13 protein-coding genes are annotated in these 14,049 nt (G+C 62.8%); 8 read left to right on the top strand and 5 right to left on the bottom strand.

The features are described 5' to 3' along the window. Positions 1-122 precede the first annotated feature (122 nt). The 5 genes from dapD to map form a co-directional block, all read right to left on the bottom strand. A complete protein-coding gene (dapD, locus tag DM872_RS15390; RefSeq protein ID WP_179060299.1) occupies positions 123-1,157 on the bottom strand; it encodes a 2,3,4,5-tetrahydropyridine-2,6-dicarboxylate N-succinyltransferase in 1,035 nt (344 codons plus the stop codon). 78 nt (positions 1,158-1,235) lie between these two features. Next, positions 1,236-1,583 (bottom strand): ArsC family reductase, encoded by a 348-nt coding sequence (locus tag DM872_RS15385; RefSeq protein ID WP_179060298.1) that lies wholly within the window; start codon positions 1,581-1,583, stop codon positions 1,236-1,238. A gap of 19 nt (positions 1,584-1,602) precedes the next feature. Then, positions 1,603-2,799 (bottom strand): succinyldiaminopimelate transaminase, encoded by a 1,197-nt coding sequence (gene dapC / locus DM872_RS15380; protein ID WP_179060297.1) that lies wholly within the window; start codon positions 2,797-2,799, stop codon positions 1,603-1,605. A 76-nt stretch (positions 2,800-2,875) separates the two neighbouring features. Continuing rightward, positions 2,876-5,578: a [protein-PII] uridylyltransferase gene (locus DM872_RS15375; protein ID WP_179060296.1), complete on the bottom strand. Its 2,703-nt coding sequence runs from the start codon at positions 5,576-5,578 to the stop codon at positions 2,876-2,878. Positions 5,579-5,607: 29 nt separating this feature from the next. Further along, positions 5,608-6,390 carry a type I methionyl aminopeptidase gene (gene map / locus DM872_RS15370; protein ID WP_179060295.1) on the bottom strand — a complete coding sequence of 261 codons (783 nt, stop codon included), beginning with the start codon at positions 6,388-6,390 and terminating at the stop codon, positions 5,608-5,610. 264 nt (positions 6,391-6,654) lie between these two features. Between map and rpsB the strand changes: the two genes are divergently transcribed. The 8 genes from rpsB (at position 6,655) to rseP (ending at position 14,044) form a co-directional block, all read left to right on the top strand. Next, a complete protein-coding gene (rpsB, locus tag DM872_RS15365; RefSeq protein ID WP_179060294.1) occupies positions 6,655-7,395 on the top strand; it encodes a 30S ribosomal protein S2 in 741 nt (246 codons plus the stop codon). A gap of 126 nt (positions 7,396-7,521) precedes the next feature. Continuing rightward, positions 7,522-8,391 carry a translation elongation factor Ts gene (gene tsf / locus DM872_RS15360; protein WP_179060293.1) on the top strand — a complete coding sequence of 290 codons (870 nt, stop codon included), beginning with the start codon at positions 7,522-7,524 and terminating at the stop codon, positions 8,389-8,391. A 198-nt stretch (positions 8,392-8,589) separates the two neighbouring features. Further along, positions 8,590-9,333 carry a UMP kinase gene (pyrH, locus tag DM872_RS15355; RefSeq protein ID WP_077527672.1) on the top strand — a complete coding sequence of 248 codons (744 nt, stop codon included), beginning with the start codon at positions 8,590-8,592 and terminating at the stop codon, positions 9,331-9,333. Further along, a complete protein-coding gene (frr, locus tag DM872_RS15350; protein WP_179060292.1) occupies positions 9,330-9,887 on the top strand; it encodes a ribosome recycling factor in 558 nt (185 codons plus the stop codon). The genes pyrH and frr overlap by 4 nt, the downstream gene beginning before the upstream one ends. A 6-nt stretch (positions 9,888-9,893) precedes the next feature. Continuing rightward, positions 9,894-10,655 (top strand): polyprenyl diphosphate synthase, encoded by a 762-nt coding sequence (gene uppS, locus DM872_RS15345; RefSeq protein WP_179060291.1) that lies wholly within the window; start codon positions 9,894-9,896, stop codon positions 10,653-10,655. Beyond that, positions 10,649-11,464: a phosphatidate cytidylyltransferase gene (locus DM872_RS15340; protein WP_179060290.1), complete on the top strand. Its 816-nt coding sequence runs from the start codon at positions 10,649-10,651 to the stop codon at positions 11,462-11,464. The genes uppS and DM872_RS15340 overlap by 7 nt, the downstream gene beginning before the upstream one ends. After that, positions 11,461-12,651 carry a 1-deoxy-D-xylulose-5-phosphate reductoisomerase gene (gene ispC, locus DM872_RS15335; RefSeq protein WP_179060289.1) on the top strand — a complete coding sequence of 397 codons (1,191 nt, stop codon included), beginning with the start codon at positions 11,461-11,463 and terminating at the stop codon, positions 12,649-12,651. Before DM872_RS15340 ends, ispC begins: the two co-directional genes overlap by 4 nt. Positions 12,652-12,691: 40 nt before the next feature. After that, a complete protein-coding gene (gene rseP / locus DM872_RS15330) occupies positions 12,692-14,044 on the top strand; it encodes a sigma E protease regulator RseP (protein ID WP_179060288.1) in 1,353 nt (450 codons plus the stop codon). Positions 14,045-14,049: the final 5 nt, after the last annotated feature.

Raw genomic sequence — 14,049 nt, 5'->3', positions numbered from 1 at the left:
AAGCGTTGCGAGTTAAGGCCGGTTCGAACGCGAACAGGCCCGGATGCACGGTCTACTGAGTGTAAACGAGCATCCGGGCCTGGTCGGAAGCTGTCCCGAAGCCGAGGCTTCGGGACCCTGGCTCAGTTATGAGCGTGCAGGGCTTCGTTCAGCTCGATGGCAGTCTTGTTGGTCTTGCACTCGACGGCGCCGTTCTGCGAATTGCGACGGAACAGCAGGTCGGCCTGGCCAGCCAGGTCGCGGGCCTTGACCACTTTCACCAGTTGGTTCTGGTCGTCCAGCAGGGCCACCTTGGTACCAGCGGTGATGTACAGGCCGGCTTCGACGATGTTGCGGTCACCCAGCGGGATGCCGATGCCGGCGTTGGCGCCGATCAGGCAGCCTTCGCCCACGGAGATGACGATGTTGCCGCCACCGGACAGGGTACCCATGGTGGAGCAGCCGCCGCCGAGGTCAGAGCCCTTGCCGACGAAGACGCCCGCGGAAACGCGGCCTTCGATCATGCCCGGGCCTTCGGTGCCGCCGTTGAAGTTGATGAAGCCTTCGTGCATCACGGTGGTGCCTTCACCCACATAGGCGCCCAGGCGAACGCGGGCGGTGTCGGCGATGCGCACGCCGGCCGGGACCACGTAGTCGGTCATTTTCGGGAACTTGTCCACGGAGAAGACTTCCAGCAGTTCGCCCTTCAGGCGGGCTTCCAGCTGGCGCTCGGCCAGTTCGGCCAGGTCGACCGCGCCTTGGCTGGTCCAGGCCACGTTCGGCAGCAGCGGGAAGATGCCGGTCAGGTTCAGGCCGTGGGGCTTGGCCAGGCGATGGGACAGCAGGTGCAGCTTGAGGTAGGCCTCCGGGGTGGAGGTCAGGGCTGCGTCTTCGGCCAGCAGGGTCGCGACCAGCGGCTTGTGGCTTTCGGCCAGGCGGGTCAGCAGGGCGGCCTGGGCGGCATCGATGTCCTTCAGCGCGGTAGCCAGCTGGGCGGCCTGGGCATTGCTGATGGTGATGGCCTGGTTGCCGGCGCTGTAACCGAGTACCGGGGCAACGGCAGCCACCAGTTGCTCGGACGGCTTGAGCAGCGGCAGGGCGTAGAAGACTTCCAGCCAGTTGCCCTGGCGATTCTGGGTACCGACGCCGAAGGCGATGCTGAAGAGTGCGTTGGACATGGGGATTCCTCTTGCTGAATGGGGTTGATCAGATGGGGCGGATACTGGGAAGCGGTCCCGGCACCGCGCCCTGGCAAGTCACTTGAATGCGGTGGCGTAAAGGTCCGGCTTGAAGCCGACCAGGGTGCGATCACCCAGGTCCAGTACCGGACGCTTGATCATCGACGGCTGGGCCAGCATCAGGGCGATCGCCTTGTCCTGGTCCAGATCGGATTTCTGGGCATCGTCCAGCTTGCGGAAGGTGGTCCCTGCGCGGTTCAGGACGGTTTCCCAGCCATGCTCGGCGCACCACTTCTCGAGGTTGGCGCGGTCGATGGCCGAGGCCTTGTAGTCATGGAAGCTGTAGGCCACGCCTTGCTCTTCGAGCCAGGTGCGGGCCTTCTTCATGGTGTCGCAGGCCTTGATGCCGTAGAGGGTGATGCTCATGGTGTCTTTCCCTTGAATCTCACAGGCCTTTGATGAAGTGGCGGATTCGCTCGCCGGCTTCGACGCACTCGGCCAGCGGGGCCACCAGGGCCATGCGGACGCGACCGGCACCGGGATTGAAGCCATTCACGGCGCGCGACAGGTAGGAGCCTGGAACCACGGTAACGTGCTCGCGGGCGAAGAGTTCGCGGGTGAAGGTTTCGTCGTCCAACGGGGTCTTCGCCCAGAGGTAGAAGCCGCCGTCGGGACGCTGCACGTCCAGCACCGGACCAAGGATATCCAGCATGGCGTCGAATTTCTCGCGGTACAGGGCGCGGTTGGCGCGCACGTGGACTTCGTCGTTCCAGGCAGCGACGCTGGCCAGCTGGGTCTGCACCGGCATGGCGCAGCCGTGGTAGGTGCGGTACAGCAGGAAGGACTTGAGGATGTCGGCGTCGCCGGCGACGAAGCCGGAACGCAGGCCGGGCAGGTTGGAACGCTTGGACAGGCTGTGGAACACGACGCAGCGCTTGAAGTCCGAGCGGCCGAGTTCGGCGCAGGCGGTGAGCAGGCCGGCTGGCGGGTTCTGCTCGTCGAAGTAGAGCTCGCTGTAGCACTCGTCGGCGGCGATCACAAAGTCATGCTCGTCGGCCAGGGCGATGAGCTTCTTCAGGGTGTCTACCGGAATCAGCGCGCCGGTGGGGTTGCCCGGGGAGCAGAGGAAGAGGATCTGGCAGCGCTGCCAGACATCCGCCGGAACGGCGTCGAAGTCCGGGTTGAAGCCGTTCTCCGCCAGGCACGGCAGATAGTGGGGCTCGGCACCGGCCAGCAAGGCCGCGCCTTCGTAGATTTGATAGAAGGGGTTCGGGCTGACCACCAGGCCGTTGTCGGCACGGTTGACCACCGCCTGGGTAAAGGCGAACAGCGCCTCGCGGGTGCCATTAACTGGCAGCACGTGACGGGCGGCGTCGAGCCAGCCCTCGGGGACCTTGAAGCGACGCTCGCACCATTGCGCGATGGCTTCGCGCAGCGCCGGAATCCCCAGGGTGGTGGGGTAGACCGCCATCTGATCGAGATTGGCCGACAGGGCTTCGGCGACGAAGGCCGGGGAGCGGTGCTTGGGTTCGCCGATGGACAGGGCGATGGCCTTCTTCTCCGCCGGTGGCTGGGCGCCGGCCAGCAGGGCACGGAGTTTCTCGAAGGGGTAGGGCTGTAGGTGATTCAGGGCGTCGTTCATGGTTGTAGGGCGTCAACAGGGAGGTCGTGGGTAAAACGGTGCAATCCGGCCTGCGGCCTTATTGCACCCTACGGGTTCAGATACTCAATCGCGTCGGGTCCACGCTTTGTCCGTTGGCTTCGGACAGCTGGGAGACAATCGCTTCCTGCAGCCGCAGGCAGAACTCGGGATCGGAGAGCGGCTGGTTGGCGGCGTCGGTGACGAAGAATACGTCTTCCACGCGTTCGCCCAGCGTGGCGATCTTGGCGTTCTGCAGCGACAGGTCGAACTCCACGAAGATCCGGCCGATGCGTGCCAGCAGGCCTGGACGGTCGGGGGCGATCAGTTCGAGGATGGTCACCGGTCGCTGGGCGTCGTTGGAGATGGTCACTTGCGGCGGGAAGGCGAAGTGCTTGAGCTGGCGCGGTACGCGGCGCTGGATGATGGCCGGGTATTCGTCCGGGTTCTTCAGGGCGTCGATCAGGCCTTCACGGATTTCGCGGATACGCGCCGGGTTGTCACCGATCCGCCCGCCATCCGCATCGAGCACGATGTAGGTGTCGAGGGTGAACTGGCTGGTGGACGTGATGATCCGCGCGTCATGAATGTTCAGGTTCAGCTGTGACATGGCGGCCACGGTCACGGCGAAGAAGTCGTGCTGGTCCGGCGCATAGATGAATATCTGCGTGGCGCCTTCGAACTCGCGCTGGGCGGTTTCCTTGATCAGGACCAGCGGATCGTTCCCGGCCGGATGCTGGAGTATCGCCTCGGTGTGCCAGACCACGTCGTTGGCGGTATGGCGCAGGAAATAGTCGTCACCCAGCTGGCTCCAGAGCTGCTCGGCTTCGTCCTGGTCGATGCCATTGCGCACCAGGGTGTCGATGGCGGCGGATTGGGTCTGGCGAATCTGCTCTTCGCGGTCCAGCGGGTTTTCCAGGCCACGGCGCAACGCGCGCTTGGTCTCGGTGTAGAGCTGGCGCAGCAGGCTGGCGCGCCAGGAGTTCCACAGGCTCGGGTTGGTGGCGTTGATATCGGCCACGGTGAGCACATAGAGGTAGTCCAGCCGGGTCTGGTCGCCTACCAGCCGCGCAAAGTCGTAGATCACCTGCGGATCGGACAGGTCCTTGCGTTGGGCTGTGGTGGACATCACCAGGTGATGCTGCACCAGCCAGGCCACCAGGCGGGAATCCCACACTGGCAATTGGTGGCGAGCGCAGAAGATTTCCGCGTCTACGGCGCCCAGCTCGGAGTGGTCGCCACCACGGCCCTTGCCGATGTCGTGATAGAGCCCGGCGAGGTAGATCAGCTCCGGCTTGGGCAGCTTGTCCATCAGCTTGCTGGCCAGGGGAAACTTCTCCGCCAGCTCCGGCCACTTCAGTTTGCGCAGGTGCTTGATCAGGTTGAGGGTGTGGGCGTCCACCGTATAGATGTGGAACAGGTCGTGCTGCATCTGCCCGATGATCTGGCCGAACTCCGGCAGATACAGGCCCAGGATGCCGTAGCGATTCATCCGCCGCAGGTTGCGGTGGATGCCCTGGGAGGACTTGAACAGCTCGATGAACAGGCTGGTATTGCGGATGTCCTTGCGGAACTCGTCATCGATCAGATGACGGCTTTCGCGCAACAGGCGGATGGTGTCGGCACGAACGCCTTTGATCTCGGGGTGCTGGGCCATCAGCACGAAGATTTCCAGCATGGCGAAGGGCGTGCGCTTGAAGACGTTCGGGTGGGTCACCTCGATGTAGCCGTCGCGCAGCTGGAAGCGGCTGTTGAGCGGCTGTGCCTGGCCGGTTTCCCCGGCGCGCAGGATGACTTCCTCGAAGTGCTGGTTGATCAGGTCGCTGAGTTCGGAAACGCCCATCACCACCCGGTAATACTTCTGCATGAAGCGCTCGATGCTGAGCTTGCCGTCTCCGTCCCCGAAGCCAAGGAGGGCGGCGATCTTGCGCTGGTGGTCGAACAGCAGGCGGTCTTCGGCGCGGCCGGCCAGCATGTGCAGGGCGTAGCGGACCTTCCAGAGGAACTCCTGGCTGGAGGCCAGCATGCTGCACTCGCTTTCAACCAGGAAGCCTTGCTGCACCAGGCCATGCAGGTTGAGGCTGCCGAACTGGCGGCGGGCAACCCAGAGAATGGTCTGGATGTCGCGCAGGCCACCCGGGGAGCCCTTCACATTGGGCTCCAGGTTGTATTCGGTGTCGTTGTACTTGGCGTGGCGTGCCTTCTGCTCGGTGCGCTTGGCGAGGAAGAAGTGCTTGCTCGGCCACATCTGCTCAGGGCTGGTGACCTCCAGCATGCGCTGACGCAGGTGCTCGGGGCCGGCGATGGTCCGGCTTTCCATCAGGTTGGTGACCACCGTCAGGTCGGCCTGTGCCTCTTCTGCGCATTCGGCCACGGAGCGTACGCTCTGGCCGACTTCCAGGCCGATGTCCCAGAGCAGGGTGAGGAAGCCTTCGATGGGCTCGCGGAAGACTTCGTGGTCGGCGCTGTCCAGCAGGATCAGCAGGTCGATATCGGAGAAGGGGTGCAGCTCGCCGCGCCCGTAACCGCCCACCGCCAGCAGGGCGATGTCGGCGTCTTCGCTCCAGTCGAAGCGCTCCCACGCCGCCCGCAGGATCTGGTCGACGAACCAGGCGCGGTCCTCCACCAGGCGACGGATGTCGCGACCGTGGGTGAAACGGTTGTCGAGCACGTCGCGGGCCCGGCGAATGGCTTTCTTGAAGGCAGCGATGGGGCTGGACTTCAAGGCCAGTTCCGCCTGGAACTGCCCGCGGTCGAACAACTCGGGATCCACCTGCGGCATGGGGCGGCTTTCCTTATATAAGTCGTTGATCAGGACGAGGTGCGCGGCAGCGTATCGTCGCTGCGCAGGGTGAGGATCTCGTAGCCGTCGGCGGTCACCAGTACGGTGTGCTCCCACTGGGCGGAGAGCTTGCGGTCCTTGGTGATGGCGGTCCAGCCGTCGCCCAGCAGGCGGGTTTCCGGACGGCCCTGGTTGATCATCGGCTCGATGGTGAAGGTCATGCCTTCCTTGAGCTCCATGCCAGTACCGGCGCGGCCGTAGTGCAGGACCTGCGGTTCTTCGTGGAACACGGCGCCGATGCCGTGGCCACAGTATTCACGAACCACCGAGTAGCCCAGCTTCTCGGCGTGCTTCTGGATCACCTCGCCGATGTCGCCCAGTCGTGCGCCCGGCTTGACCAGCTCGATGCCCTTGTACATGCATTCCTGGGTCACGCGGCTGAGCTTCTCCGCCCATTCCGGCGCCTTGCCCACCATGAACATCTTGCTGGTGTCGCCGTGGTAGCCGTCCTTGATGACGGTGACGTCGATATTGAGGATGTCGCCATCCTTCAGCGGCTTTTCGTTGGGAATGCCGTGGCACACGACATGGTTGATCGAAGTGCAGATCGACTTGGGGAAGCCTTTATAGTTGAGCGGGGCGGGGATGGCCTGCTGCACATTGACGATGTAGTCGTGGCAGATGCGGTCCAGTTCGTCGGTGGTCACGCCGGGTTTGACATGCTCGCCGATCATCTCCAGCACTTCGGCGGCCAGGCGGCCGGCAACGCGCATTTTCTCGATTTCTGCGGGCGTCTTGATGGTGACGGTCATATTGGCTCTCGGGCGCAAACGGAAAAGGCTTGATATTAACAGCTTCAAGCCGCAAGCCATAAGCGGCTGGCAGCAAGCAGCCTGTTTTGCGGAGCATTGTTCCAGTAGCTTGGGTCTGCTTTTTGTGCTATAAAACGCGCCGCTTTACGGACGACCTGTTCGCAAGGCATTAACCCACACACGTATCGACACGATTTCCTGGGTGCCCGCAAGGGTTGGAAATTGGGATGCGTGGAGGCCTAACCCGACTATCGAGGAATAGAAATGTCCCAAGTCAATATGCGCGATATGCTGAAGGCCGGTGTGCACTTCGGCCACCAGACCCGTTACTGGAACCCGAAAATGGGCAAGTACATTTTCGGCGCGCGCAACAAGATCCACATCATCAACCTTGAAAAAACCCTGCCGATGTTCAACGAAGCTCTGTCCTTCGTTGAGAAGCTGGCTGCAGGCAAGAACAAGGTTCTGTTCGTCGGCACCAAGCGTTCCGCTGGCAAGATCGTTCGCGAAGAAGCTGCTCGTTGCGGTTCCCCGTACGTCGATCACCGCTGGCTGGGCGGCATGCTGACCAACTACAAGACCATCCGTCAGTCCATCAAGCGCCTGCGCGACCTGGAAACCCAGGCCGAGGACGGCACCTTCGCCAAGCTGACCAAGAAAGAAGCCCTGATGCGCAGCCGCGACCTCGAGAAGCTCGAGCGCAGCCTGGGTGGTATCAAGGACATGGGCGGCCTGCCGGACGCTCTGTTCGTGATCGACGTTGACCACGAGCGCATCGCCATCAGCGAAGCCAACAAGCTGGGCATCCCGGTTATCGGCGTAGTCGATACCAACAGCAGCCCCGAAGGCGTTGATTACGTCATTCCGGGTAACGACGACGCCATCCGCGCCGTTCAGCTGTACCTGGCCAGCGTTGCTGATGCTGTAATCCGCGGCCGTCAGAATGCTGCTGGTGGCGCTGACGAGTTCGTCGAAGAAGCTGCTTCCGAGGCCGCAGAAGGCTGATTTGACAGCCCTCTAGCGTTACCCGGTGCGCAAGAAGGGGGCTAGGCCCCCTTTTTGCCACCTCCGAATTGTGAATGCCCGGATTCCGGGCTGAATGGTTGAAAACCTATTCAAGAGGATTGCGACATGGCAGAGATTACTGCAGCCCTGGTTAAAGAACTGCGCGAGCGTACCGGCCTGGGCATGATGGATTGCAAGAAGGCCCTGACCGCCGCTGATGGCGACATCGAGAAGGCCATCGACGACATGCGTGCCGCCGGCGCCATCAAGGCTGCCAAGAAGGCTGGCAACATCGCCGCCGAAGGTGCCATCGCTGTCAAAGTTGCTGACGACAACAAGGTTGCTGTCATCATCGAAGTCAACTCCCAGACCGACTTCCTGGCCCTGCAGGACGACTTCAAGTCCTTCGTTGCCGCTTCCCTGGATCAGGCTTTCAACGAGAAGCTGACCGACGCTGCTCCGCTGGTTGAATCCCGCGAAGAAGCTCGTCTGGCCCTGGTTTCCAAGACCGGTGAGAACGTCAACATCCGTCGTCTGAGCCGCGTTGAAGGTGACGTGGTTGGCGCCTACCTGCACGGCCACCGCATCGGCGTAGTCGTGAACCTGAAAGGCGGCACCCCGGAACTGGCCAAGGACATCGCCATGCACGTGGCTGCCAGCAACCCGCAGTTCCTGAGCTCGGCCGAAGTTTCCGAAGAAGCCGTCGCCAAGGAAAAGGAAATCTTCCTGGCCCTGAACGCCGACAAGATCGCCGGCAAGCCGGAAAACATCGTCGAGAACATGGTCAAGGGCCGTATCGCCAAGTTCCTGGCCGAAGCCAGCCTGGTCGAGCAGCCTTTCGTCAAGGATCCGGAAATCAAGGTCGGTGACCTGGCCAAGAAAGCTGGCGCTGAAATCGTTTCCTTCGTTCGTTACGAAGTAGGCGAAGGCATCGAGAAAGTCGAAGTCGACTTCGCTGCCGAAGTAGCTGCTCAAGTCGCCGCTACCAAGCAATAAGACAGCTCCGGCTGTCGCCCCAAGAGGCTGCCCGCTCACGCGCGCGGCCTCTTCGTCAAACTGGGGAGCCATTTTGGGGCGGCTTCCGCGGCGGGCCCGGTTGCCGGGCACCAACTGCCGTTTGCGCAGTCTCAGGACTCGCCAGTACATCGGGCCTCTGGGCCCAGGAATTCAATAGCGCCGCAGGAGAGATACGCAATGGCTCAGCAGGTGAGTGGTCGCCAACCTCGCTACAAACGCATTCTGCTCAAACTCAGCGGTGAGGCCCTGATGGGCTCCGAGGAGTTCGGTATCGATCCGAAGGTCCTCGATCGCATGGCGCTGGAAATCGGCCAGCTGGTCGGTATCGGCGTACAGGTCGGCCTGGTAATCGGTGGCGGCAACCTGTTCCGCGGTGCAGCCCTCAGCGCTGCCGGTATGGACCGGGTAACCGGTGACCACATGGGCATGCTGGCTACTGTGATGAACGCCCTGGCCATGCGTGATGCGCTGGAACGTTCCAATATCCCCGCCATCGTGATGTCGGCGATCTCCATGGTCGGCGTGACCGATCACTACGATCGTCGCAAAGCCATGCGCCACCTGGCTTCTGGCGAAGTGGTGATCTTCTCTGCCGGCACCGGCAACCCGTTCTTCACCACGGATTCGGCGGCTTGCCTGCGCGCCATCGAAGTGGATGCGGACGTGGTACTCAAAGCCACCAAGGTCGATGGCGTGTACACTGCCGACCCGTTCAAGGACCCCAATGCCGAGAAGTTCGAGCGCCTGACCTACGACGAGGTGCTGGATCGCAAACTGGGCGTCATGGATCTCACGGCCATCTGTCTGTGCCGTGACCAGAAGATGCCGCTGCGGGTCTTCAATATGAATAAACCGGGTGCCTTGCTGAACATCGTGGTCGGCGGCGCCGAAGGAACCCTGATCGAGGAGGGCGAACAGTGATCAACGAGATCAAGCAAGAAGCGCAGGAGCGCATGAAGAAAACCCTGGAATCGCTGGATCATGCTTTCGCCAAGATCCGCACCGGGCGCGCCCATCCGAGCATCCTGGACAGCGTGATGGTGTCCTACTACGGCACCGATACTCCGCTGCGCCAGGTCGCCAACGTGATTGCCGAGGACTCCCGGACCCTGGCCCTGACCGTGTTCGACAAGAGCATGATCCAGGCTGTGGAAAAGGCCATCATGACCTCCGACCTGGGCCTGAACCCGGCCACTGCTGGCACCACCATTCGCGTGCCGATGCCTGCCCTGACCGAGGAAACCCGCAAGGGTTACACCAAGCAGGCGCGCGCTGAAGCCGAGAACGCCCGTGTTGCCGTGCGCAACATTCGCCGCGATGCCCTGGCTCAGCTGAAGGACCTGGTCAAGGAAAAGGAAATCAGCGAAGACGACGAGCGTCGTGCCGCCGATGAGGTCCAGAAGCTGACCGACAAGTTCGTCGGCGAGGCTGACAAGGCTCTGGAAAACAAAGAAAAAGACCTGATGGCTGTCTGAATCGCCATGGACAAGAAGCAGCAAGACGCGAATCCCGCGGTGCCACGGCATGTGGCGATTATCATGGACGGTAATAACCGTTGGGCGAAGAAGCGTCTGCTGCCTGGCGTCGCCGGCCACAAGGCCGGTGTTGACGCGGTCCGCGCGGTGATCGAGGTGTGCGCCGAGGCTGGCGTCGAGGTGCTCACCCTGTTCGCCTTCTCCAGTGAGAACTGGCAGCGCCCGGCCGACGAGGTCGGCGCTCTGATGGAGCTCTTCCTGGCGGCGCTGCGCCGTGAGGCCCGTCGCCTGGATCAGAACGACATCCGTCTGCGCATCATTGGCGATCGCTCGCGCTTCCATCCAGAATTGCAAGCCGCCATGCGCGAAGTTGAACAACTGACCGCTGGTCATAAGAAGTTCACCCTCCAGGTCGCCGCCAACTATGGCGGTCAGTGGGACATCACTCAGGCCGCACAGCGCCTGGCGCGTGAGGTCCAGGCTGGGCACCTGCAGGTGGACGACATATCCCCGCAGTTGCTGCAAGGCTGCCTGGTCACCGCCGATCTACCGCTGCCCGACCTGTGCATCCGCACCGGTGGTGAGCACCGCATCAGCAACTTCCTGCTTTGGCAGCTCGCTTATGCAGAGCTGTATTTCTCCGATCTCTTCTGGCCCGACTTCAAGCACGAAGCCATGCGTAAGGCGCTGACCGACTACGCAAAGCGCCAGCGTCGCTTCGGCAAGACGAGCGAACAGCTAGAAGCCGAGGCCCGAGCCAAATGCTGAAACAACGCGTCATCACCGCCCTGGTGTTGCTGCCCATTGCCCTCGCGGGTTTCTTCTTGCTGGACGGTGGCGCCTTCGCCCTGTTCATCGGCGCCGTTGTAAGTCTTGGTGCCTGGGAGTGGGCGCGCCTGGCGGGATTCGCTTCCCAGCCGCTGCGTGTCGCCTACGGCCTTCTCGTGGCGGCACTGCTCTACGGGCTCTATCTAGTGCCGGCCCTGGCACCCCTCGTCCTGATCCTCGGCGTGCTCTGGTGGGGCGCTGCGACGGTTTTCGTACTGGGTTACCCCGAAACCAGCCGCTACTGGGGTGGTACGTCCGGCAAATTGCTCATAGGCCTGTTGATCCTGCTGCCCGCGTGGCAGGGGCTGGTCCTGTTCAAGCAATGGCCGCTGGCCAACTGGCTGATCCTGGCTGTGATGGTGCTGGTCTGGGCAGCCGATATCGGCGCCTATTTCTCCGGCAAGGCGTTCGGCAAGCGCAAACTGGCGCCGCAGGTGAGCCCCGGCAAGAGCTGGGAGGGCCTGATCGGCGGTCTGATCGCCAGCCTTTTGATCACGGCGGGTGTCGGTTTCTACCGTGGATGGGTCGGCTCCGAGTTGCTGCTGGCCCTGGCCGGTGCCGCCCTGGTGGTGATGATCTCAGTGGTGGGCGACCTGACCGAAAGCATGTTCAAGCGCCAATCCGGCATCAAGGACAGCAGCAACCTGCTGCCGGGCCATGGTGGTGTGTTGGACCGTATCGATAGCCTGACTGCGGCCATCCCGCTGTTCGCGGTGCTGCTCTGGGCCGCTGGCTGGGGAACCCTGTGAGTCAGCCGCAGCGCATTACCGTTCTGGGGGCCACCGGTTCGATCGGTCTCAGCACCCTCGACGTCATAGGGCGTCATCCTGATCGCTACCAGGCCTTCGCACTCAGTGGCTTCAGCCGTCTGAGCGAGCTGGAGGCCCTGTGTCTACGCCATCGTCCCGAGTTTGCCGTAGTCCCGGATAGCGAATCCGCCCGCCATTTGCAGGGCGGTCTGCTGGCTGCCGGATTGCAGACGCGCGTCCTGGTGGGCGAGCAAGGGCTTTGTGAAGTCGCCGCGCATCCGCAGGTGGATGCCGTGATGGCCGCTATCGTGGGCGCTGCGGGCCTCAAGCCCACCCTGGCAGCCGTAGAGGCTGGCAAACGTGTGCTGCTGGCCAACAAAGAGGCGCTGGTGATGTCCGGCGCCCTGTTCATGCAGGCCGTACGCAAGAGCGGGTCCGTGTTGCTGCCGATCGATAGCGAGCACAACGCGATCTTCCAGTGTCTGCCCCGGGACTACGCCCAGGGCCTGGCGCCTGTGGGTGTCCGCCGTATTCTGCTGACGGCTTCGGGCGGTCCGTTCCGTGAGATGCCGCTTGCGCAACTGTCGGATGTATCGCCTGAGCAAGCCTGCGCTCACCCCAACTGGTCCATGGGGCGCAAGATATCCGTCGACTCCGCCAGCATGATGAACAAGGGGCTCGAGCTGATCGAAGCCTGCTGGCTCTTCGATGCGCGGCCGGCCCAGGTCGAGGTGGTGATACATCCGCAGAGCGTTATCCACTCCCTGGTGGACTACGTGGATGGCTCGGTACTCGCCCAGCTCGGCAATCCGGACATGCGCACTCCCATCGCCCATGCAATGGCCTGGCCGGAGCGCATCGATTCCGGTGTCTCGCCACTGGACTTGTTCGCCGTGGCTCGTCTGGATTTCCAGGCGCCGGACGAAGAGCGCTTTCCGTGCCTGCGGCTCGCACGACAGGCGGCGGAGGAGGGGGGGAGTGCCCCGGCAATGCTCAATGCCGCCAACGAGGTGGCTGTGGCGGCGTTCCTGGATAGGCGCATCCGCTTCACCGAGATCGCGAGTATCATCGATGAAGTGCTGAACCGCGAAGCGGCGAACGCAGTCGAAACGCTGGATTCCGTACTGTTGGCGGATGCCCGTGCCCGGGCGGCGGCGCAGCAGTGGTTGGTCCGTCAAGGGCGGTAACGGGTGGCCCTAGACGGCCCGCCTGCTCCGGAGGAAACCGATGAGCGCTCTATACATGATTGTTGGCACCCTGATCGCGCTTGGGGTGCTGGTGACCTTCCACGAGTTCGGTCACTTCTGGGTGGCACGGCGGTGCGGGGTCAAGGTCCTGCGCTTCTCCGTGGGATTCGGCAAGGCCCTGTTCCGTTGGCATGATCGCCACGGCACCGAATTCGTCGTCGCCGCCATTCCCCTGGGTGGTTACGTGAAGATGCTGGACGAGCGCGAGGCAGAAGTGCCCGAAGCGCTGCTCGGCCAATCCTTCAATCGCAAGCCCGTTGGGCAACGCATCGCTATCGTGGCTGCGGGCCCGATTGCCAACTTCCTCCTTGCGCTGCTGTTTTTCTGGGTGCTGGCCATGCTGGGCAGCCAGCAGGTGAAGCCGGTGATCGGCAACGTCGCACCGGACAGCATTGCCGCACGTGCTGGCCTGGAAGCGGGCGAAGAAATCGTTTCTGTCGATGGCGAGGCTGTCACCGGCTGGTCACAGGTCAATCTGCAACTGGTGCGCCGTCTGGGTGAAAGCGGCACGCTGCAGGTGAGTGTGCGCGAATCCGGTGCTTCGACCGAGCAAAGCCATGTGCTGCAGCTGAATGACTGGCTCAAGGGCGTCGACGAACCCGATCCGATTGGCGCCTTGGGCATCACGCCCTGGCGTCCGGCGATTCCGCCGATTCTTGCTGAGCTCGACCCCAAAGGCCCGGCGCAGGCCGCCGGCCTCAAGGTCGGTGATCGCCTGCTGGCTCTGGATGGCCAGGCGCTGGACGACTGGCAGCAACTGGTGGAGCGGGTGCGCAAGCGTCCTGCCGAACGCATCACCCTGCGCGTCGAAAGCGAAGGCCAGGTGCGCGATGTCCAGCTGACTCTGGCTGCTCGTGGCGAAGGCGAAGCCCGCAGCGGTTACCTGGGTGCTGGGGTGAAAGGTGTCGAATGGCCGGCGGAAATGCTTCGCGAAGTCAGTTTCGGACCGCTCGATGCCGTTACCGAAGCGATGGCCAGAACCTGGTCCATGAGCCTGCTAACTCTGGATTCCCTAAAGAAAATGTTGCTTGGCGAGCTCTCGGTAAAAAACTTGAGCGGGCCGATAACCATTGCTAAAGTGGCGGGCGCTTCGGCCCAGTCCGGGGTGGGGGATTTCCTGAACTTCCTCGCCTATCTGAGCATAAGCCTGGGGGTTCTCAATCTGTTGCCAATTCCTGTCCTGGACGGGGGGCACCTGCTGTTCTACCTGATCGAACTGGTGCGACGTCGCCCAGTATCGGAGCGGGTGCAGGCTTGGGGGGTGCAGATCGGTATCAGTCTGGTCGTGGGGGTGATGTTGCTCGCCCTGGTAAACGATCTGAGCCGTCTGTAAACGAG

It is taken from the genome of Pseudomonas taiwanensis (assembly GCF_013393345.1).
Classification (GTDB): Bacteria; Pseudomonadota; Gammaproteobacteria; order Pseudomonadales; family Pseudomonadaceae; genus Metapseudomonas; species Metapseudomonas resinovorans_C.
Note: the sequence above shows the minus strand (reverse complement) of the source record. Positions and strands in the feature narration are given on the sequence as shown.